This is a genomic window from Paenibacillus rhizolycopersici (assembly GCF_014947195.2).
GTDB lineage: Bacteria > Bacillota > Bacilli > Paenibacillales > Paenibacillaceae > Fontibacillus > Fontibacillus rhizolycopersici.
In genome coordinates this window covers 142,993-164,910 of record NZ_JADCNN020000006.1, presented here as the reverse complement: position 1 = coordinate 164,910, position 21,918 = coordinate 142,993, and the positions used below count along the sequence as shown (strand labels likewise).

General features: G+C 54.6%; 16 protein-coding genes and 1 other RNA gene. 12 read left to right on the top strand and 5 right to left on the bottom strand.

From position 1 onward, the window contains the following. Nucleotides 1–24: 24 nt before the first annotated feature. Nucleotides 25–258 (top strand): preprotein translocase subunit SecG, encoded by a 234-nt coding sequence (gene secG, locus IM700_RS08955; protein WP_155606956.1) that lies wholly within the window; start codon nt 25–27, stop codon nt 256–258. A 198-nt stretch (nt 259–456) separates the two neighbouring features. Next, nucleotides 457–1,029: a GNAT family N-acetyltransferase gene (locus tag IM700_RS08950; RefSeq protein WP_193417266.1), complete on the top strand. Its 573-nt coding sequence runs from the start codon at nt 457–459 to the stop codon at nt 1,027–1,029. 86 nt (nt 1,030–1,115) lie between these two features. Here the strand turns inward: IM700_RS08950 and IM700_RS08945 are convergent, their stop codons facing one another. Continuing rightward, a complete protein-coding gene (locus IM700_RS08945) occupies nt 1,116–2,669 on the bottom strand; it encodes a methyl-accepting chemotaxis protein (protein ID WP_193417265.1) in 1,554 nt (517 codons plus the stop codon). A gap of 278 nt (nt 2,670–2,947) precedes the next feature. On the opposite strand from IM700_RS08945, the gene rnr reads away from it, so the two are divergent. The 7 genes from rnr to IM700_RS08910 all read left to right on the top strand — a co-directional run bounded on the left by rnr (nt 2,948) and on the right by IM700_RS08910 (nt 14,902). Continuing rightward, nucleotides 2,948–5,611, top strand: coding sequence for a ribonuclease R (gene rnr, locus IM700_RS08940; protein WP_239483738.1), 2,664 nt, complete (start codon nt 2,948–2,950; stop codon nt 5,609–5,611). A 575-nt stretch (nt 5,612–6,186) separates the two neighbouring features. Further along, nucleotides 6,187–7,254, top strand: a complete 1,068-nt coding sequence (locus IM700_RS08935; protein WP_193417263.1) for a GntR family transcriptional regulator — start codon at nt 6,187–6,189, stop codon at nt 7,252–7,254. A gap of 137 nt (nt 7,255–7,391) precedes the next feature. Then, a complete protein-coding gene (locus IM700_RS08930; RefSeq protein ID WP_336244888.1) occupies nt 7,392–8,777 on the top strand; it encodes an ABC transporter substrate-binding protein in 1,386 nt (461 codons plus the stop codon). 90 nt (nt 8,778–8,867) lie between these two features. Then, entirely contained in the window at nt 8,868–9,761 is an 894-nt protein-coding gene (locus IM700_RS08925) for a carbohydrate ABC transporter permease (RefSeq protein WP_155606961.1), read from the top strand. Nucleotides 9,762–9,800: 39 nt separating this feature from the next. Then, entirely contained in the window at nt 9,801–10,640 is an 840-nt protein-coding gene (locus IM700_RS08920) for a carbohydrate ABC transporter permease (RefSeq protein ID WP_193417261.1), read from the top strand. Nucleotides 10,641–10,649: 9 nt separating this feature from the next. Beyond that, the gene (locus tag IM700_RS08915) at nt 10,650–13,118 is read left to right on the top strand and encodes a family 43 glycosylhydrolase (RefSeq protein ID WP_239483720.1); all 2,469 of its coding nucleotides are present in this window, start codon (nt 10,650–10,652) and stop codon (nt 13,116–13,118) included. Between the two features lie 23 nt (nt 13,119–13,141). After that, nucleotides 13,142–14,902: a glycoside hydrolase family 2 protein gene (locus IM700_RS08910; protein ID WP_193417260.1), complete on the top strand. Its 1,761-nt coding sequence runs from the start codon at nt 13,142–13,144 to the stop codon at nt 14,900–14,902. 54 nt (nt 14,903–14,956) lie between these two features. Here the strand turns inward: IM700_RS08910 and IM700_RS08905 are convergent, their stop codons facing one another. Genes IM700_RS08905 through IM700_RS08890 form a run of 4 tightly spaced genes read right to left on the bottom strand, consistent with a single transcriptional unit; the run spans nt 14,957 to nt 19,288 of the window. Beyond that, complete coding sequence (locus IM700_RS08905) at nt 14,957–15,742, bottom strand: PHP domain-containing protein (RefSeq protein WP_193417318.1); 786 nt, start codon at nt 15,740–15,742, stop codon at nt 14,957–14,959. Nucleotides 15,743–15,761: 19 nt separating this feature from the next. Further along, nucleotides 15,762–16,583: an energy-coupling factor transporter transmembrane component T family protein gene (locus tag IM700_RS08900; RefSeq protein ID WP_193417259.1), complete on the bottom strand. Its 822-nt coding sequence runs from the start codon at nt 16,581–16,583 to the stop codon at nt 15,762–15,764. Then, nucleotides 16,558–18,408 carry an ABC transporter ATP-binding protein gene (locus IM700_RS08895; protein ID WP_193417258.1) on the bottom strand — a complete coding sequence of 617 codons (1,851 nt, stop codon included), beginning with the start codon at nt 18,406–18,408 and terminating at the stop codon, nt 16,558–16,560. The genes IM700_RS08900 and IM700_RS08895 overlap by 26 nt, the downstream gene beginning before the upstream one ends. Continuing rightward, a complete protein-coding gene (locus tag IM700_RS08890; RefSeq protein WP_193417257.1) occupies nt 18,401–19,288 on the bottom strand; it encodes a DUF8171 family membrane protein in 888 nt (295 codons plus the stop codon). Before IM700_RS08890 ends, IM700_RS08895 begins: the two co-directional genes overlap by 8 nt. 186 nt (nt 19,289–19,474) lie before the next feature. On the opposite strand from IM700_RS08890, the gene IM700_RS08885 reads away from it, so the two are divergent. The 3 genes from IM700_RS08885 to ssrA all read left to right on the top strand — a co-directional run bounded on the left by IM700_RS08885 (nt 19,475) and on the right by ssrA (nt 21,463). Further along, nucleotides 19,475–20,329, top strand: coding sequence for a MurR/RpiR family transcriptional regulator (locus tag IM700_RS08885; protein ID WP_193417256.1), 855 nt, complete (start codon nt 19,475–19,477; stop codon nt 20,327–20,329). 103 nt (nt 20,330–20,432) lie between these two features. Beyond that, nucleotides 20,433–20,912, top strand: coding sequence for an SsrA-binding protein SmpB (smpB, locus tag IM700_RS08880; RefSeq protein ID WP_178024351.1), 480 nt, complete (start codon nt 20,433–20,435; stop codon nt 20,910–20,912). Between the two features lie 187 nt (nt 20,913–21,099). Continuing rightward, nucleotides 21,100–21,463, top strand: a transfer-messenger RNA (tmRNA) gene (gene ssrA / locus IM700_RS08875). Nucleotides 21,464–21,918: the final 455 nt, after the last annotated feature.

Sequence of the window (21,918 nt, the reverse complement as noted above, 5' to 3'; positions counted from 1 at the left end):
TTTCTCACTTAGGAGGTGGATTGAATGGATATTTTGCTGAAGGTATTGCTCGTTATTTTCTCGATCGGTTTGATCGCAGTCGTGTTGCTGCAGAAAGGGAAGAGCGCGGGTCTAGCCGGTGCCATCTCCGGGGGTGCTGAACATCTTTTCGGAAAAACGAAAGCGCGCGGCATGGAGCTCGTTCTCGAACGGATCACGGTCGGATTGGCAGCGGGTTTCTTCATCTTGTCAATCGTCGTTGCTGTCGTGTTGGACTAACCTACAATTCTAGCCAGAGTAAGCCCTCGTTTCCTTTATGGAGACGGGGGCTTTTTTTGCGTTGTTTTATGAAAACGAATCGTAACAATATTGAAAGGAATTTATTAGTAATAAATGTTAGATTATGTAGGATTTTCGTGGCTTAGGAAAGGTAAAAATATTACAATTTTGGTACAGACAATGAGAGGAGGAAGGAAATTGTACAAGCTGGTGAGTACGCTGGAGGAAGGAACCTTGTTTCACTCGATTTGGATGGAAGCCTGGATGGAAAAAGGCTTTGAACCGGAATTTGCCGACGACGTCTTAGGTCGTTGCCTCGTTTATGACGCCTCGGGGGTGCCGGTGGGTACCGTGGAATTCAAACCTTATGCGCCGCAAACGGACGAGCCCTTAAACGATTTGGCACCGTTTGATGATCACCCGGCTATCTTGGTCTCAAGCCCGGGGGAAATCGCCGAGGTCGATAAGGTGGCGCTGCTGAAGCGGTATCGCGGTCGAAATCTCAACCGGTTACTCGCAACCATCGTATTATTTGCCCAGCAGAACGGGATTCGTCATTATGTCACCCTGCTTGAGCCCACGTTGTTTCGGGCGCTTCGCATCTCCTTCCATGTCCCGATGACCCAGGTCGGGGAACGCCGATTCTACAAAGGGGACGATGTCGTACCGGCCATTATCCATGTGGCGGAGTTTTACGAGAATCCGGAGCGCTATGTCTGGTATGTGGACACGCTTGAGAGCTTGAATCAGGAAACGGTCTTATTTACATAAAATAAATAAAAAGAAGGCTTGCCCGCGGGCAAGCCTTTTTCATTAGATTTAGAAGGAATCCCTTCTAAACCGACGCGCAGGCGACCTTAACCGACCGGGATCGGTTGCTTGGCGTGACCTGACGGAGCGGACGCCGTTTGGACCGCTTGAGGCGTTGGCGCGGTTTCTCCCGCTGCGGTGGCCGACAACGATAGAATCAAGGTGTCGAGATCCTGATAGTGTTGAACGATTTCGTGGATTTTGCCATCCTGGGCCTCGATACCCGCCAAAATCTGCTGGGCCGCGCTCATATTGTGTTCGGTGCTTTCGGCCAGCTCCATGATTTCCGCCATAATGCTGCCGTACCGGTCTTGCATCTGCCGTACCGAACGATCCACCTCACCGGATTGCTGGTTAACCGTACGGGCATTGTCGGACACCTTTTCTACATAGCTCTGAACTTCCTGTGCCTCTTCCTGCCCGGAATGGATCGCGGTGGAGCCGAGCGTAATCTGTTCGGCAACATTGTTGATTTGCCCGATGACGTCCGCCAGAATGTCGTTAATGCTCTGGGTCGCCTTTTGCGAATTTTCCGCGAGTTTGCGAATTTCCGTGGAGACGACGGCAAACCCTTTGCCATGTTCCCCGGCATGGGCCGCTTCAATGGCGGCATTCATGGCCAACAGGTTCGTCTGCGTGGAGATCCCATGGATCGTTTCGACGATTTGGCTGATTTGCTCGTTCTGGTCGCGAAGCTTCTGCATTTGGGTGACCGTACCCGCAATCACCTGCTGCAGATGCTGGATATGTAAGGATAAGGAATTCATTTTTGCCCCGGCTGCCTCCGTATTGTGAAGCATGTCGGTCGATAGCTCCTGAAGCTGGGCCGAAATTTCGGCGGTGACTTCCACGGCCCCGCCAACCTCTTGCACGGATTGGGTCGTTTCCGTAAGCCCCAGCGTTTGTCGCTCCAGGGTGGCGGAGACGCTGCCGAAGGTGGTTGTGATCTCTTTAGAGATCGAGCCGGTGACGTTTACGTTATCCCGCAGCTGCGTGCTCAGACGGCCCAGTACATCCAGCGAGGTTTGCAGATTCGTGAGCAGCTCGTCGCTGCGGCGCTTCGCCTCTAAGGCATCCTGCTGCTTAGCCAAGACGTCCTTCTGCAATCGTTCGCTGAACCGGGCGGCAAAAGCTAAGGCTACGATCAGAAATCCCAGGAACAGCAGCAAATAACTGAGCGATTCCCGGGCGAATAATTTATCGTGGTAGAAGGGAACGTTGAAGAAATAAACCGTGATCCCCATGCCCAATACGCCCGAGAACAGAATCGGCTTATAGTTCGAATACAACGTCATGATGCCGACGGATACGTAGACGAGCAGATACGTGCTGATGATCGGGTCCGGATCTTGGTAGATCAGCAGAAACGTCAACAGCTGGGTGATCACGGGGATGACGAACATCACGTAGCGTGTCCCTTTGTTCGCGTAAGTCATGTAGGTCGCGATGGAACAGCAAATTCCGCCGACGATGATCAACGTAAACAGGACTTTGCTGTCAACCTGGATCATGATGTCGGTCAGGACGCCGAGGGCGACCATTCCCCAGATGATTTTGACGAATAACTTATTGCGTCGTTGCAGAATGCTATTGTTCTCCATACCTTCTTTCTCCCTCTCCTAATTCGTGGAATTCTTCCATTATATTGTCGGCTGGATTTTCATAAAAATTAAGCCTTTTTCATGAAATCCATGCAATTTCACGGGAATCCCGGGCGAAAACGGATGCCAACCGCGAATTTCGTGTATACTAGGGGATATACGGCTAGAGGAATATCATGGAAATGTCATGCAAAATTACACCCCGGCACCAAAGGGACAAGCCGGGTTTGAGGTGAAATCATTTGAAATTAATCACAGAAGCAGAGCTGCTCGCTTTTATGCGGGAAACCGCATATAAACCGTTGACGTATCAAGAGCTGGAGGAGCATTTTGGCATCACCGATGCCGGCGAATTCAAAGAGTTCCTGAAAATGCTCAACCGGTTGGAGCAGGAAGGACAAATTATCTTAACCCGCACTCATCGTTACGGCGTTCCGGAACGGATGGATTTGGTTCGCGGCCGTTTGCAGGCCCATGCCAAAGGGTTTGCGTTTCTGATCCCGGAGGATCGCGACCATCCCGACGTATACATCCATGCGAATGATTTGAAAAGCGCGATGAATGGAGACACCGTGTTGGTGCGTGTCAGCTCGAAAAGCGCGGGCGGCGGCAAGCTGGAAGGCGAGGTCGTGCGCATCGTACACCGTGCCGTAACCCAAGTGGTGGGGGTATTCCAGAATAACGAATCGTTTGGTTTCGTGATCCCGGATGACAAACGGATCAACAAGGATCTGTTTATCCCTCGCGAAGGCTTCGGCGGGGCGGTCGACGGCGAGAAGGTCGTAGCTGAAATCGTGGAATACCCGGAAGGAAGGTCTGCAGCGGTAGGCCAAGTCATCGAGATACTCGGACACAAGGACGACCCGGGGGTCGATATCCTATCGATCATTCGCAAGCATCAGCTGCCGGAGGCGTTCCCGGAGGACGTCATGGCCGAGGCGCAGGATGCCCCCGACGAGATCGAGGAGGCGGAAATCGTCCGCCAGGGGCGGCGGGATTTACGCGACAAGGTGATCGTCACGATCGACGGCGAGGACGCGAAGGACCTGGACGACGCCGTGAACGTGGAGCGCTTGCCGAACGGGAATATCAGACTGGGCGTGCATATCGCCGATGTCGGGTATTACGTGCGGGAGAATTCCAAGCTCGATCAAGAAGCATATAACCGCGGCTGCAGCGTGTATCTGGTGGATCGCGTCATTCCGATGCTGCCGCACCGGCTGTCGAACGGGATATGCTCCTTGAATCCGAAGGTAGACCGCTTCACGCTGTCCTGCGAGATGGAATTCAACGAGCAGATGAAGGTCGTGAAGCACGATATCTTCACTAGCGTGATTCGCACCAAGGAACGGATGACCTACACCAGTGTGCGGAAAATTCTGCAGGAAGAAGATCCGGAGGTAACCGAACGTTACGCCGATCTGGTCGAGACGTTCCAGCTGATGAAGGAGCTGGCCCTGAAGCTGCGGGGGAACCGCATGCGGCGCGGCGCGGTCGACTTCGATTTCGAGGAATCGAAGGTGATCGTCGACGAGAACGGCAAGCCGGTCGACATCGTGAAGCGCGAACGTTCGATCGCGGAACAAATTATTGAGGAATTCATGCTGGCGGCGAATGAAACGGTGGCGGAGCATTTTCATTGGCTGAAAGTGCCGTTCATTTATCGGATTCACGAGGATCCGGACCAGGAGAAGCTGATGAACTTCATGGCATTTGTCGCCAACTTCGGGTATGCGGTCAAAGGCGGGAAAGGCAACAAGATACATCCACGCGCGCTGCAGACGCTGCTGGAGGACATTCAGGGCACGAAGGAGCAGACAGTCATCAGCACGATGATGCTGCGCTCGATGAAGCAGGCGAAATACGATGCGGAAAGCACCGGGCATTTCGGGCTGGCGGCGGAGTTCTACACGCACTTCACCTCGCCGATCCGGCGGTATCCCGACCTGGTGATCCACCGAGTGATCCGCGAGGTGATCGAGAGCAACGGGACGCTAAGCGAGGCGCGGATGGAGTACCTGGCCAGCCGGATGCAGGATATCGCGCAGCAATCGTCTGAGCGGGAGCGTATCGCCGTGGAGGCGGAGCGCGACACGGAACAGCTGAAGAAAGCGGAGTACATGCTGGATAAGGTCGGGGAGGAATTCCCCGGTATTATCAGCAGCGTCACGAGCTTCGGCATGTTCATCGAGCTGGAGAACACGGTGGAAGGGCTGATCCGGCTTAGCGCGATGACGGATGACTATTACCATTTCCACGAGCAGCATATGGCGCTGATCGGGGAACGCACGTCGAAGATCTACCGGATCGGCGACGAGGTCAAGATCCGCGTGGCCCGCGTGAATATGGACGACCATACCATCGACTTCGAGATGGTCGACATGAAGCCGCGGCAGCGCGGCGAGTTCGGCGGCGGGCGCGGAGCCTTTGAAGGCGGCCGGGGCGGCGGAGGCCGCAGCGGCAAGCCGGGCAAAGGCGGTGGCAAGGCCGCCGGCAAAGGCAAGGGCGGCCGCGGCGCAGGCGGCGCCAAGGGCAAGCCCGGCCGGGCGGCGGCGGGGACCAACGCCGCCGAGGCCGTAGGCGCCGGGGTGGGCGCACCCGGCGGGAAGCGCGGCAAGCGCGGCGGAGCTGCCAAAGGCAGCGGCGGCGTCGCGCTTGGCAGCGCCGTAGCACGCGCGGATAGCGGCGCGGGCGAGAGCTCGGGCGTCGCGTCGGACGGCGCGCCCGCATTTGGCTTCGGCTCCGGCAAGGGAGGCTACGCCTCCGGGACGGTCGCCGTGGCCCGCGATGCCGGTCGCGGATACCGCAGCACCGGCGAGGACAAAGGCTCGCGGCGGAAGAAGACGTCCGCGAGCGGGGTCTTCGTCGGCGCCCGGGACGGGGGCGCCAAGGAGGCCGCTCCGGGCCGCAAGCGGGGCGGCGGCAAGGGCAAGAAGAAGTGAGCAAGCAACACGTAGGAGAAAAGTCGATCCGGAGCGTTCCGGATCGGCTTTTTTGTTCGATACAGAGCCACATGCAGACGCTTGGGCCCGAGGGAAAATAACTGCAGGAGTGCAGCTATTTTCACCGATTGTCGGGTTTTTCTTAAAATAGCTGCAAGAATACAGTTATTCCCCAGGTAAAGGCCGATTTTCTCAAAATCGTAGAAAATAACTGTATTTACGCAGCTATTTAGCCGTTGAGCTCAGGCTGCGAGGAAATAACTGCATCTACGCAGTTATTTCGATGATTTCGTGCAACAGCGCAGATGGGGAGCGAGGCCATTTTTTCTTCCGCTATAGGTCCGCCTGGGTAAGCTTGCTTAATGACCGATCGATACATCGTCCAAGGCGCAGCGCATTTTGATCCGGTTCTTCGTGATCGTTAATGTCGTGTACCCTGCGCGATCAGCAGGGCATTCAGTTCCTTCGAACGGCTGTTACCTACCGAGAGGTCACATCTTCCTCATAGACAAAAGAAAAATAAATAATATACTAAGTATATATATTATGTTGAGCGAAGATGGGAGTGACCTATTGTGAAGAATCTACCCTTATATAAACAGATCCAGGATGAGATCAAGGAGCGCATCCAATCCGGGGAACTCAGGCCGGGAGACCGGATCCCGTCGGAGAAGGAGCTGGCCGAGGAGTATCATGTCAGCCAGATCACGAGCAAAAACGCCCTGATCGGCCTGGCGGATGAAGGCATCTTAACTCGGCATCAAGGCAAAGGGACCTTCGTTAATGACGAGGTGTGGAGCTATTTGAATGCAGCCGGTGCCACGCAGCGCACGGATTCTACCCGCAAGGGAACGATCGGCTTGATCATCCCTACGCTGCAGACCAAGGTGGAACAGCGGATCGTGGACAATATCGAACGGTTTGCCTGGGCGTCCGGCTATCAACTAACGCTCAGTATATCGAGGGAATCGCAGCGAAATGAAAGCGAAGCGATCGAAGCCTTTAATCGCAACGGCGTGAAGGGCATGATCATCTTTCCTACCGAGGAGGAGAACTACAACGAGGACATTCTGCGCCTGTCGATCGATAAATTCCCGCTCGTTCTGATTGACCGTTATTTGAAAGATATCCGGACTTACAGCGTCAGCGCGGATAACGAGAAGGGAACCTTCGACGCTGTCAGCTACTTGCTGAACCAGGGGCACCGGGAAATCGCCCTCATTTCTCCCGTGATCACGAATACCGTAACCGAAGACCGCGCGGCTGGCTTTGAACGGGCGTTCTATCAGAATCAATTGCCGATTAACAAAAACCAATGGTGTATCTTAAATATCGACGATATCCATAAGGGCCCCGGGGAAGAAATGATCTATGAATTTTTCCGTTCGCATCCCGAGATCACGGCGGCGTTCGCCATGAACGCGCAGCTCACGGGCTATGCCTATAAAGCGCTGCAACGATTGAATAAGCGAGTGCCGGAGGAATTTGCGCTGGTCGGATTCGACGGGCCGGAAAGACCGGGCATCCATTTCGTGCAGCAGGATATCGAAACGATGTGCAAGCATACCGTGGAATGTTTGCTGGAGCAGCTGGAAGGCCACTCGAATCCGCGCAGAGTCACGGTTCCCGTAGAATTAATCTAATAAAGTATATTATATACTAAATAAAGTATACTAATATCTAAGTGGATATACTAAAATGCAAATGTAAAGCGGTTACAGACCTAAACAGACACACATCATTCCGTAATCGCGACGAATTTTATAGGGAGGTTATGCACGTGAAAACCAATCGCTTGGCAGTCATTGCGGTGCTTTTGGTCATGTCCATGTTGGTAGCGCTTACAGGTTGCGGCTCTAGTAATAATGCCAACTCGGCCAATGCCTCGAAGGAACCGGGAAACCAGAATCAAGGCGCTTCAAACGGGCAGCAAGTCACCTCGGACGAGAAAGTCGAAATTTCTTTCATGGGTCACGGAGATCCAAACGAGAAGAAGATTTTTGCTTCATTGATCCAATCCTTTGAAGACAAATATCCGAACGTGAAAGTGAATTACACCAGCGTGCCGCCGGCGGAATACAACCAGAAGCTCACGACGCTGGTAGCCTCCGGCAAAGCTCCGGATGTCTTCTACCTGTCTGGACCGGCATTCTTCAAGTATGCGGAGGCCGGCACGATTCTCGACATTCAAAGCTACTTGGATAACACGGAACTCTTCAAACAAGACAATGTATGGAAGCAAGCCATCGACCGATATCGGTTCGACGGAAAGAATCTGGGGACGGGAGACTTGTACGGACTTCCGAAGGACGTCGGCCCTTGGGCGATGGCCTATAACAAGGATCTCTTTGATGAAGCGGGGGCCGCTTATCCCTCTGCCGAACCGGGCGGATGGACTTGGGACGATTACCTGAAGGCGGCCCAAACGGTCACGAAGGATACGAACGGTGACGGCAAATCCGATATTTTCGGCGGAGCCGGATTTCCTTTAGAAGCAGCAGTATGGGGGAACGGCGGACAATACATCGATTATGTGACAGGGAAAATCGCCGTGGATACGCCGGAGTTTGCCGAGGCGATGCAGTTTATCGCGGATTTAAATCTGAAATATCATGTGAGCCCTTCCGCGGACGACGAGAAGGCGATGAACAGCTATTCGCGGTTCGTCGCCGGGAAGATCGGCATGTTCCCGCTTGGACCTTGGGACCAACCGGCCTTCTGGGATCTGCCTTTCGGCTGGGATATCGCGCCGTGGCCGGCAAGCCCGAACACGGGAACTACGTCAACTTGGCTTGGATCGATGGGCTTTGCCCTTTCCAGCAAGTCCAAACACCCGCAAGAAGCGTTTAACTTGGCTGCCTTCCTGTCCTTGGACCCTGAAGGTCAGAAGCAAAACATGGAGATGGGCCAGGCGGTGCCTAACTTAATCGATATGGCGAAGAACGATTACTTGAACAACGGCAAGGCTCCGGAGCATAAGCAGGTCTTCCTCGACATCATTGAGTATGGACACCCTCCGGTTGAATATGGCTCGAAAGATACGCAATGGCTGGATACCTTCAACCAAGAGGCCAGCAAGGTGTGGACCGGCAAGCAAACGGCGGCGGAATGGGCGAAAGAGATTGCGCCTAAGCTGCAAGACTTGTACGACAAAGGGAACAAGTAATTCGGTAGATAGATGAACAATGGAAGGTGGAAGCCAGGCGCGTACTGCTTTCACCTTCTCTAATTTCTTTCGCGGGAAGGAAGAAGGGTCATGACTAATAAAATCCCCGGTTTTCGGCGCAAGGAGATCCTGTGGGCTTACGGCTTCGTTGCGGTTCCGCTGCTCGGGTTCCTCATCTTCGGCCTTGCTCCGTTAATTGCCTCAGCCGTATTAAGCGTAACGGAGTGGGACATGGTTTCGTCCCCGAAGTTTGTCGGCTTAGCCAACTACGTGGATCTGTTTAAGGACGAGAAGGTGTTTAAGTCGCTGTTCAACACGGTGTTCATGCTAATCGGGATCCCTCTTGGCATGGTGCTCTCCCTGCTGCTGGCGATCCTCATGAACCAGAAGATCAAGGGCATCTCGGTATTTCGGACGATCTATTACATCCCGGTGATCTCGCCGATCATCGCGGTTTCCCTCTTGTGGCAATGGATCTTAAACCAGGACTACGGTCTGCTGAATCAGCTGTTATGGAATAGCTTTCATATCACCGGACCGAACTGGCTTGGCGATCCCCTATGGATCAAGCCGTCCTTGATTTTGATGGGACTCTGGGGCGGTATCGGGGGCAATATGGTGCTCTATTTGGCCGGGTTGCAATCGATCCCCCGAAGCTATTACGAAGCGGCCGAGGTGGACGGGGCCAATGGATTTCAGAAATTCGTTCATATCACGTTTCCGCTTCTGTCGAACATTCATTTCTATATCGTGGTCATGGGCGTCATCGGTACGTTCCAAGCGTTCAGCCAGATCTATGTCATGGCCGCGGACGGGGGTCCTGAATTCAGCGCGGCAACGGTGGTGTTCTACATTTACCAGCATGCGTTCGAATACTTCAACATGGGTTACGCGAGCTCGTTGGCTTGGGTGCTTGGCATCATTATTTTCATCTTAACGCTGCTCCAATTCCGTTTATCCAAACGTTGGATCTACAACGATTAGGAAAGCGTTACTTGAGACTTTAGCATTGGAGGCGTGTTTATGCTGCTGAGACGTCGAATCACCCTTAGCATCAATGTCCTTATCTTATTGTTTGGTTCCATTATTATGTTGGCTCCGCTGGCCTGGTCGTTATCGACCTCCCTTAAGGAGAAAAAGAACGTATTCGACCTTCCGCCGAAGTGGATTCCGAATCCCGCCACGTTCGCCAACTACAAGGGAGTTTGGGCCGAAGCGCCGATCCTCCATGGTTTTCTGAATAGCGCGACGATCGTGGTTTTCGTCTTGACGATCGGTTTATTCGTTTCCACGATGGCGGCCTATGCGTTTGCCAAGGTGGATTTTCCGTTCAAAGAAACGATCTTTATGTGTTTGCTCGGCACCATGATGATTCCGTATTCGGTCATGATGATTCCGCAATTTATCGGGTTCTCTAAGTTGGATTGGGTAGACACGTTGCTTCCGTTAATCGTTCCTGGGTTGTTCGGCAACATCGTGGTGGTGTTCTTCCTGCGTCAGTTCATGCAGGGCTCCATCCCGACGGAATTGATCGAAGCCGCGAAGCTGGATGGGAGCGGATTCATTCGCACGTTTATGCAAATTGCCCTGCCGATCGCGAAGCCGGCGATTGCGGCTCAAGCTGCGCTGGGATTCATGGGGATCTGGAATGATTTTCTCGGACCCTTAATTTACCTGCATACGCCGGAGAAGCAGACCATCCAGGTGATGATCGCTTCCCTGCAATCGATGTATATCAGCAATTCCGATTATCCGTTGATTATGTCGGCTTCGGTGATTGCCATGGTTCCCGTCATCCTGGTGTTCTTCTTTTGTCAGAAGTATTTCGTCGAATCGCTGGCCATCAGTGGTTTGAAGGGATAGGAAGCGAAGATGGATAACCAAAAGCCCGGGAGAAGGAAGAAGTTCACGCTGGCCGCCTTGTGCGCGGCCGTCTGTTTCGCACTAGTTCTTGGTTCATGTAGCTCGAACGAAGGGGTGAAGGTGAAATTGTATAGCGATCAGGATCCAACTTATCAGAACCCTTTTACGCTGCCCGAAGAATGGGAGGATTACGGCATCGGCGACCCCTATATTCTTCGCCACGACGGAAAGTATTATCTCTACTGCAGTACGAAGGACTTCCGCGCCGGGATCAAAGGCTGGAGCTCGGAGGACCTGATTCATTGGACACCCGAAGGCTTGGTGACCGAGGATCCGATTACGACCGGGGCTTATGCACCTGAGGTGGTGTATTGGAACGGATACTTCTATATGTACACCTCGCCCGCCGGGAACGGACACTACGTCTTACGAAGCGAGAGCCCAACGGGGCCGTTTGAGGTGCAAACGGAGAACTTGGGACTTAGCATCGACGGCTCGGTATTTATTGATGATGACGGGAAGTGGTACTTCACGCATGCGGGAGACCAGGGCATCGTCATCCATCCGATGACGGATCCTTATACGATCGATGTCGGGTCTACGACCAACGCTTATCTGGGCGGGTGGACGGAAGGCTCCACGATCATCAAACGCAACGGCACGTACTATATGACATATACCGGCAATCATGTATTCAGCAAAGGATATCGGATTAACTATGCCGTCGCTCACGACGACCCGACGGGGACTTATCAGGTGCCGGACAACAATCCGGTGGTGATTCACACATCCGGTTCGTTCGTTGGCTTGGGTCATAGCTCGAGCTTTGTTGGGCCGGATCTGGATTCCTATTACATGGTCTATCACAATTTGGTGGGCCACTCTGCGGAAGGCCCGCCGGTGCGGCAAATGGATATCGATCGGATCGTGTTCAACGGCGACCGGATGGAAGTGCTGGGGCCGACGAATACCGCGCAGCCGGTTCCGAAGCAACCGGATTTCCAAAGTCGCTTGGATCAGCCGGAGGCGAAGACGGATTGGGATGTAGAGTCGATGCCGGACGGCACGAGCAGATGGCTAAGCAAGGTGAAAACGAACGCCGGATTTACCGCGGAGTACAACCTGAGCTTCAAGCAACCGGTGGATGAGGAACAGGCTTATGTGGAGGCGATTTTTTCGTATACCGATTCGGAGAACTATGGGGCAGTACGATTGACGCCAGCGACGGGCGAGTTGTCCGTGATGCAGGTCCGCGGAGGTCAGGCGGAGCAACTTGACAGCCTCCGGTTGCCGGAAGAATTCGATTATACGAAACTTCATACGGTGCGCGTGGAAAATGACGGAAGCGCGGTTCGCGTTTATTTTGATCAGATGATGAAGTTTAACCTTCCGGTTCAAACGACCGTTACGGGCCGGATTGGGTACGCGGCGTTCCATGCCGAACCTTCGTATTCGTACACGGCGTTCTCCAACGATGTGAACGGGAGCAGCGATTTCGAAGTGTATAAACCTGTTCCGGGTACCCTTGAAGCCGTTCATTATTTGAAGGACGCCGAGCGCGGTTTCAAGGTGAATCCGTCCGACGCCGCTGCAGGGGAGTTCCGTAAGTCGGATGGGGTTTCCATCGGTCAGGCGGAGGATCGCAGTTACTTCGTGAAGCTGGAGCAGGATGGGGATTGGCTGTCTTATAAGGTCAACGTGGCCGAGGCCGGAACTTACGGCTTAGCGATGCGCTTGTTGACCTCGAAGGAAGCGGCAACGGTCGAAGTGAGCAGCGGGAACGAGAAGCAGACCTTCAAGATTACGCCCGATCCCGACCCGGACTGGAAAACGGTCAAGCTGGGAGCCATGGAGCTTCCGGAAGGCTACCATACGCTAAAGGTCAAGCTGCGCAAGGGCCAAGTCAGCTTCCAAGAATTGAAGCTTTATGCGTCGGCGGAAGTGCCGGGAGCAGAGACAGCGAATCTGTTGGAATTGGTCGAAGCCGAGAATATTTACGGGGCTTTCGAAGCCATTGACGGCGGGTTTCAAGGAAGCGGGATCGCGGATGATCGTTTGTTCGTCGGTAACGCGGCTTGGGATGATTACGAGCTGTCGCTGAAAGTGGGCATTCCGGAGAGCTTGAGCGGGGAAGGACAGGTGTTCCTCCGCACGACGAACGAATCCTACTTCGAGCATCAAGTACAGGATTCGGCGATGGGCTATGCGATCAGCCTTACCGACGGGCAGTTGCAGCTGTTGAAGCTCAATTATGGTTCGCTGGCAGTGAGCAGCGGACGCGCCTCGATGGAACCCGGACAGACGTACTCCCTGCGTGTCGTGATGGCGGGTTCTCGCATTCAAGTCTATTGGGGCGGAGCGGAGGAACCGGTCATCGACTATACGGATCCCGATCCTTATTTCCACGGACGTGTTGGGCTTCGAAGCATCGATTCGACGTTCAGCTTTACCCAGATGAAAGTTAAAGCAAAGAGATAGATAGAGGAAAAGGAGTTTAACCCATGACAACCCATATGTATATCAAAGATTATCCCAGACCGCAATTCGTGAGGGAGCAATGGATCAACTTGAATGGAGAGTGGGACTTCCGCTTTGACGATGGCAATATCGGCGAGCGGGAGAACTGGTACGTAGATCTGCAGGCCGATCGCAAGATCCAGGTGCCGTTTACGTACGAAACCAAGCTGAGCGGAATTGGAGAGGAGACGTTCCACCCGCAGGTCTGGTATGAGAAGAAGTTAACCCTCCCTGCCGATGCGGCGGGGCAGCGGGCGATACTCCACTTTCAAGCCGTCGATTACCGGGCCAAGCTGTGGGTCAATGGCGTTAATGTCGGGGAGCATCAGGGAGGATATGCCGCGTTCTCTTTTGACATCACCCCGTACGTGACCTTCGGCAGCGAAAATGTACTGACGTTGAAAGCGGAGGACAGCGAGAGCTGCACCCAGCCTCGCGGGAAGCAGCGCTGGCAGAGCGATAGCTTCGAATGCTTCTATGTGCAAACCACGGGGATTTGGCAAACGGTATGGCTGGAGTTCGTGGACTCGGCGCATTTGGATGCGGTGAAGATCACCCCTGACTATGATCGCAGATCTGTGGCGTTTGAGTTTCAGGTCGCGGGCGATCTGGAAGGCGGCCAGCTTGAGGTGGAGACCGTCATCTCTTTGAAAGGTAGAACCATGAAGCGGCTGCGCTTGGCCATCGACCGGCCTTGGCTTCGAGTAGACGCCGATTTGCTGCATGAAGCGGGAGGACCGTGGAAATTCAGCGAGTGGTCGCCGCAGCATCCGAATTTGTACGACGTGGAATTTATTTTGTACCGGGACGATCAGGTGGTCGATCAGGTGTACTCCTATTTCGGGTTGCGCAAAATTTCAATCGAGAACGGGAAGGTACTGCTGAACAATACGCCGATTTACCAAAGATTGATTTTGGATCAAGGCTATTGGCCGGATTCGCATTTAACGCCGCCTTCTGAGGAAGCGATTCTCGAAGACATCGATAAGATCATGGCGATGGGATATAACGGCGTTCGTAAGCATATGAAGATTGAAGACGCCCGATTCTTGTACTGGTGCGACGTCAAAGGGTTGCTCGTCTGGTCGGAGATGGCGGCAACGTTCGAATTTAATGATCAGGCTGTCGAGGCATTCTCCAAGGAATGGGTCGAGATCGTTCGCCAACAATATAATCACCCGAGTATCATCACCTGGGTTCCTTTTAACGAGTCTTGGGGCGTGGCCAATATTCTGAACGACCGCAAGCAGCAGGAGTTTACGGAAGGGATTTATCACCTGACCAAAGCGATTGACCCTTATCGTCCGGTGATTACGAATGACGGATGGGAGCATACGGTTTCGGACATTTTGACCCTGCATGATTATGAGGAATCGGGAAGCCGTTTCCTGGAGCGTTACAAGGACATGGAAGTTATCACCGGCAACCAAATTTCGTTCAACAATTGGAAATATGCCCTGGCGAACGGGCACGCTTACCGCGGCCAGCCGATCCTCGTTACGGAATTCGGCGGGATCGCCTTCCAATCGGAGTCGGGCTGGGGATACGGTAACCAGGTTAGCGGGGAAGAGGCGTTTATTGAACGGTTTGAGAGCATCACGAAGGCGATCAAGTCGATCGACTATATCTGCGGTTACTGTTATACGCAAATTACCGACGTGCAGCAGGAGGTTAACGGCTTGTTGACGGAAACTCGCGAGCCCAAGGTACCGCTGGAGACGATCCGGCGGATTAATCTGGAGTAGCGAAACGCAAAAAAATCAGCCCCCCGGAGTTTTGACTCCGGGGGTTGGTTGTTTTTAGGCATCGGCTAACGTGGGGGTGGGCTCTTCCAACTGCGCGAGGCGTTTCAGCAGTTTTTTCAGCATAACGGAGGCTTTGACCTGGAGGGGCAGGCTGTCGGCGACGCGCAGCTCGTAGGCCCCGCTCAAGATGGCCTGCTTCAGCTCGGCGACGGAATCGCAGGGGCGATGCAGCTCGTTATACAAGCTGCCGTATTGCAGGCATTGATGGGTGTCGCTCCCGGCGGTCACCGGCTTACCCAGCTCGGCGGCGAAACGTTCGACGTTGGCGCGATTCACTTCGTTGCCGTATTCGTACATATCCTTGGCGTTCAGGTCAAAAGCGTCCAACCGCCGCAGTTGCTCCGCCTCCAGATGATGGAGCGGGGTGGAGACGCGGAACGGATGCGCACCGATTTTGAGCAGGGGGTAGCGTTCGGCCAGCGTCATCAGCTCGTCGAAGGGGATGAAGGCGCCTTTTTCCGTATAGTTGTCCAGCGCCTGGCGCACCTCCAGAATATACTCCTTGCGTCCGATCAGCAGAATATGGCCGGTTTCACGGATATCCACCTCCATGCCGGGGAAGATCCGGAGGCCGTCCGCCTCGTAGTATTCCCCATTGAAGGGGTACTGGCGGTCGAGGTTGTCGTAGACCTCATGGAAGTTGCGCGTATTAAAATGCTCCGTCAAAGCGAGGGCATTCAGCCCGTTTGCCTTGGCTTCGGCAATCATTTCTTCGTAATAGGCCGGCGAGAAATCGGTGGCCTTGGATAACTTGGCGTGGGTGTGCAGGTCGATGCGCATCGAAACAACTCCTTGTCGGTTAGATAAGTGAAGAGGAAGTCCAGAATAATAACGCCACATAAAGCGCCGATCCGCCCAGAAAAAGCACATCGCGCCGCTGCAGCTTCAAATGCGACAGCTTGAGCTTCTTGGCGGCGGGGTTCTTCATGCCGTACGAGAAGCCGCGCGTCTCCAGCGCTTCTACGGTGGTGCGGGAGCGTTTGGCCGTCGCCAACATGAGCGGGAAAAAAGCGTACACCAGCAGCTTCAAATAATACGCGCCCAGCCGCCAGTAGAGAACGCCGTGCCGCTCGGGCGCTTTGCCGCGCAGCCGGTACGAGAGCAGCACGTTGCGGAACTCCTCGAACAACACCGGCAGAATGCGGTAGCCGTAGGACAAGCTGAACGAGAAGGCGGCGGGGACGCCAAGGGCGAGCAAGCCGTCGCTGATTTTTTCCGGATCCATGCCGGAAAACACGGTGATGCTGGCGAGCGAGACGATGGACAGCTTGAGCGTAAGTTTCAGCAGCGGTAGGGCGGAGGAGATGTCCCCGCCAAAAAACAACGAGATAATAAACAGCCATCCCACCTGTCCGATCAGGCCCAGGCAAAGCACGAGGATGATAAACGGCGTGACCCGGGACAACACGGTCGTAATGATGACGAACAGGCACATGCCAGCCAGGACGACATAGCTGTTAAGGAACCAAGGGACGATGGCAAAAAACAGATACCAAATCAGCAACCCCCGCGGATCCAGCCGGGACAAGGAAGCATGGCCGCTGCCGTAGGCGGTGTTCATTAATTCGAGCTGGATGCGGTCGAGCGAGATTTTGTTAAACCAGTTGCGGACGAGCTGCATGCGGGTGGTTCTCCTTTCCGGTGATGTGGCTGTAGAGGCGGTCGGCCAGCTCGGTCGGCGATCCGCAGGGGGGCTGGAGGCCGAGGGCGGCGGACAGCTCCATGCTTTGCGTCAGCGCCAGGCTGGCGCGGCGGATCAGCTCCGGGTTGGCGAAGACCTGCGCCGTCGTCCCGTCCGCCAGCACCCGGCCGTCGTGCATGACGATGACGCGCGTCGCCCAGCGATGGACGAGCTGCATGTCATGCGTGGCAATCAGCACCGTGCGGACGTGCTGGTTCAGCTCCTCCAGCGTGCCCAGCAGCTCTTCGCGGGTGGCCAAATCGAGGTTGGCCGTCGGCTCGTCGAGCAGCATGATCGCGGGCCGGGTCGCCGCCCCAATGGCGAGTGAGACGCGGCGCTGTTGGCCGCCGCTTAGGAGGCGCGCGTCGCGGTCCTGCAGCGGCTCCAGCCGGAAGCTGTGCAGCATGCGCTGGAGCGTGTCGTCCGCGTCCGGGTAGCCGCGCCGTTTCAGGCAATACGCGATCTCTTTGCGCACGCTGTCCTCGATGAACATGTCTTCCGGGTTCTGGAAGACGAAGGCGACGTTCCGCGACAGTTGCTCCAGAGAGGTGCTGCGGGTATCCTGCTGGAGGACAGCAACGCTGCCTTCGGATGGCTTGGCAATCCCGGCGATCAGCTTCAGCAGCGACGATTTGCCCGCCCCGTTGTTGCCGATGAGCGCGATCCGCTCGCCTTCATAGAGCGTTAGGTCGATGCCATGCAGCACGGTTCGCTCGGCTTTGCGGATCGTGCGGTAGTTTAGGGAAGCCCCGTTGAACTGAATGACGGGGTTCCGTTGGGCGACGTTAGGGTGATGCCCATCCTCGGCGGATAGGGAGCTAGCGTTGGCCCATCGAGCAGACGTTTCCTCCGCTAGTGTTAGAAGCTGCCGCTGAAAATAAGGGATCGCGGCTTCGGTCGTAATCGGATATGCTGCCTGCTGGGGTTGCTTCTCGTTGGAATTCCGCCGCGTAGAACCGTTGGCGTCCTGCAGGACTGCTAGATAAGCCGCAGCCTGGGTGACCTCGGGCGGCTGGATGCCTAGCCGTTCCAGATCGTCCAGGCGGTTCAGAGCTTCAGAGACCGGGCGTTTCCACAACACCCGGCCTTGATCCAGCAGGCAAACCTCCTGACAGTAGTCAGCGATAAACTCAGCATGATGCTCGATGACAAGGATCGTCTTACCGTAGTTCCGGTTTAGCTGTTGCAGCACTTCGTAGACCTGCCGGGCATGGCTCGGATCGAGCTGGGACACCGGCTCGTCGACGATCAGGATCTCTGCGCCCAACGAGAGGGCTCCGGCCAGGGCGAGCAGATGCTTTTGGCCGCCGCTCAGCTCCCAAATGTAACGTTGCTGCAAATGGGTGAGGCCGCAAAGCTCCAAAGCGTGGAGCGCCCGATCCTTGTAGTCGGGCAGCCCGTAGTTCAACGGGGCGAAGCAGGCCTCGTCCAGCACGGTAGGCCGCACAAGCTGGTTGTCGAAGTCTTGATAGACATAACCGACGCGGCGGGAGAGTTGGGCGACGGTTTTTTGCGCGGTGGATTGGCCGTGAATGTGTACCTCGCCCTCAAAGTCGCCGGAATAATAATGCGGAATCAGCCCGTTCAGCAGCTTGCATAACGTCGATTTGCCGGAGCCGTTGCCGCCGATGATGGCGGTAAAGGAGCCGGGTTCAATCGTCAGGTTCACCTCATTCAGCACCGGCAGCTCCGAGCCCGGGTAAGTAAACGACACGTTGCGGATGTCGATCACGGGGCCGCGGGTTTCGTTGTTCGGATTAAGCATACGGCAGGTTCTCGGACTCGTCGCTGGTTTGGATGCTGCGTGTCCGCTTGGCCCGCATGATCAGCAGGACGATGACGGCCACGACGGCTGCGGCGGCAATGCTGAGCCAAATGGCGCCCGAGCCCAATCTGTCAGCCAATCCGCTGTCCCACTCGCCGAAGTTCCAGTCCGTCTCGGACAGCGATTCCGCGCCGAAAGCGATCAGCGCCAGCGCGATCCCACTCAACACAAGCTTCGGCGAAATGATGCCAGCGGCTTCGTATTTGGTGGATTTTTCGCGTGGTTTGATGCCGAGGAGCGGTTCGATTTTTCCATATAATCTAGGGACTAGATAGAGGGTAGGCAGCAAGGCAAACAGGATGCCGGAGAACAGCACGTCGTTCAGGAAGCCCACGCCTTCGACGATCACGACGCTTTGCGCCAGCCCGGGCACGGCTTCTAATTCTTCTACGCCGATCCAGACTTTGCCGATGTCGACCAGGCTGCTGCACAGTTGGTGAATGATGACGCCCGTGATGGCGGCGGTGCCGACTTGCAGGCGGTTTTGCGGGTTACGGACCATCCGCCCGGCGACGTACATGGCGAAGGAGAAGATCAGGAATTTTTCCAGCTCGCCGAGTCCGCCGAATTGTCCGAGCATCAGCTCGCCGAAAATCACCTCGCCCAGCGCCGCCCCGACCGCCGCATACAGCGGGTGGAACAGCATGCAGAGCGTAAGCGGGATGAACGCGAAGTACTCCACCGAGAGTTCGATCGGCCCGAGGCGAAACTCGGGGATGAGCTCGGTGAACATGTTGGACAAGCCGTACAGGGACATGGAGAGGACGAAAATCATCATTTTTTGCGAGGACGTGAGGGTGTACAGGGTTTTGCGGTTCATGAAGGGAAAACCTCCTTTAATGAGTCGTTCTTCCCAAAGTGTAGAGGCCGAGTATTAAATGAGGCGTGGGTGTATGTCAACGGATTGTAATATTTTTTACATAGTGAAAACGATGTAAATAAATTTACATAACAATTGGCTGCTAGGATAGGGGAGAACAGAACGAGACCCTAAGGAGCTGAAGCCATGTCGAAGTATCGGAATCAAATTTTTGCGAAGCAGTCGAAGTTCTCCCCTGGGCATCAAAAAATCGCCGATTTCATCGAGCGGCATCCCGACGAGGCGTTGTTCATGACCGAGCAGGAATTGGCGGATCGGGTGGGTACGAGTATTGCCACGGTGTCGCGGTTTTGGCGGACGGCGGGCTACGAGAACGGCAAGGACTTCCGCTTGCGGCTTCGCCAGGCCATCGATACGACACCAGCGCATAAGCTGGAGGCGACCATCTCCCGGCTCGATCCGTCGAGCTTGCCGCTGAAGCTGCTGGAGCAAACGAGCCTTCACCTGCGGGAGTCGGCAGAGCGGACCGATCCGGAGGAGCTGAAGCACGCCGCTGCCTTGATGGCCGGAGCCCGGCGGATCTACGTCTACGCGCCAGGACCTTCTGTAGCTTTGGGAGAGTTGTTATTTTACCGGCTGTCGCGATTTGGGATGTCGGTGCGGATGATGGCGGCCAGCGGCCATGAGCTGCTGGAGTCGCTGGCGCATGTGCAGCGGGAGGATGTCGTGCTGCTGTTCAACTTCACCCGGCTGCTGCCGGAGACCGAGGTGATCCTTGACTGCGTCAAGCGGATCGGATGCTCGGCCGTCATGGTGACGGACCGCGAAGAGTTCCGGTATGGGGCGCAGGTGGACGCTGCTTTTTACGTGAGTCGGGGGGACTTGGGAGAATTTCATTCCATGGTGACCCCGCTGCTGCTGATCGAGCAGATGATTCTAAGCATCGGGCTACTTAATAAAGAGAAGGTGCTAGCCAAACTCGAATACTTGGGAGAATTGCGGGCGAGGTATGGCGATAAGTTGCCGCGGGGGAAGGCGTGAGATTGGTGGCTGGAGGGCGCTCATCCTTGCTTTTGACCGCCTAAGTTGGTACAATAAATGTCTGGTAAACTGCCCTGTAGGGGATTCAGAGGAGAGTGAGAACATGGGTAAGAAAAGTGACGGTAAAGTGCTGGCGCAGAACAAAAAAGCTTCCCATGACTATTTCATCGAAGATACCTACGAAGCGGGCATGGTGCTCACCGGCACGGAGATTAAGTCGATTCGGAACGCCCGGGTAAATATCGGGGATGCGTTCGCAACGATCCGAAACGGCGAGATCCATATCCACAACATGCATATCAGCCCGTTCGAGCAGGGGAACCGGTATAATCCGCTGGACCCGACGCGGACGCGCAAGCTGCTGATGCATAAGGTGCAAATCAACAAGCTGCTGGGCTTGTCCAAGCAGGAGGGGTATTCGATCGTACCGCTCAAGATTTACATCCGCAACGGATATGCGAAGCTGCTGCTGGGCCTGGGCAAAGGGAAGAAGCAATACGACAAGCGCGACACGGCTGCGAAGCGTGATGCTCAGCGTGATATTCAGCGGGCGCTGCGCGAGAAGCAGAAAGTCGCAAGGTAAGTTTGGTCGGCTAAGGCGAAGTTCCCAGTGTTTCCATCAAGTCCATAAACATCGAGAAGCGCAGACGTGGTATACTAATTGATGTAAGAGAGGATCACGTTCCTTATTATGGAGAAGGAATGGTGATAACGAACAACAGCAGGCCCTTGCTGGCTAGCTACACCTTGATCCAACACCCTTTTATTTCGGGGGCGTTTTTGGATTCGACGGGGGTAGATCGAGCATGGGTAGCGGGTAGTGGGGACGCGTCCGCTTCATCAACGCTAAAGCCAATTAAACGGCAAACAAAACAACAACTTAGCTTTCGCAGCTTAATAACCTGTGAGCTAGCTCTATCTCTGCATCGCCCATGTGCCGGGAATAGGGCCCAACTTTAGTGGGATACGCCGTCTGATCTCCGCCTGGGGTCAACGGAAGAAGATAATCAGGCTGACCCGAAGGGAATCCGGTGACAGGGAGTCTCTAGGGTGACATCAAATCTGTCACTACACCCGTAGAAACCTATGTGGCGTTGCCTTCGGACAGGGGTTCGACTCCCCTCGCCTCCATAGTTAAAATCCACAACCAAAATAGGTTGTGGATTTTTCGTTACAGGGCTATGAAGCTTAAGATAATTGTATACTATTTCTTTTCGTGTACTGATACCGTAGTTCTAGGGGATTTGGGGTTCCGACGGCACAAAGTAATTATTGCATTCATTAATAAGTATTTTTCTTAGTTGCGTAGTGATTAATAATGGAATGCTCAAATTTTGGGTGCTAATCTTCGTATTCATCCAGCACTGCGTAAAGCTGCATTTGAATCAAACTGGCAACTGTGCACATCCACTGTACTTTTCGTTGCCTTACATGGTGTAATCATTGACAGAATGAAATGATTTTGGCATTACCCGCAAGTTAGATAAAAATTCTTCGATTTATACCTTCCATATTCTAGCTATATTGACCTAATTGAAACGTTTCATTTGAGATGGTTCAAGGCATAGCATTTTGAATGAGATCCTCAC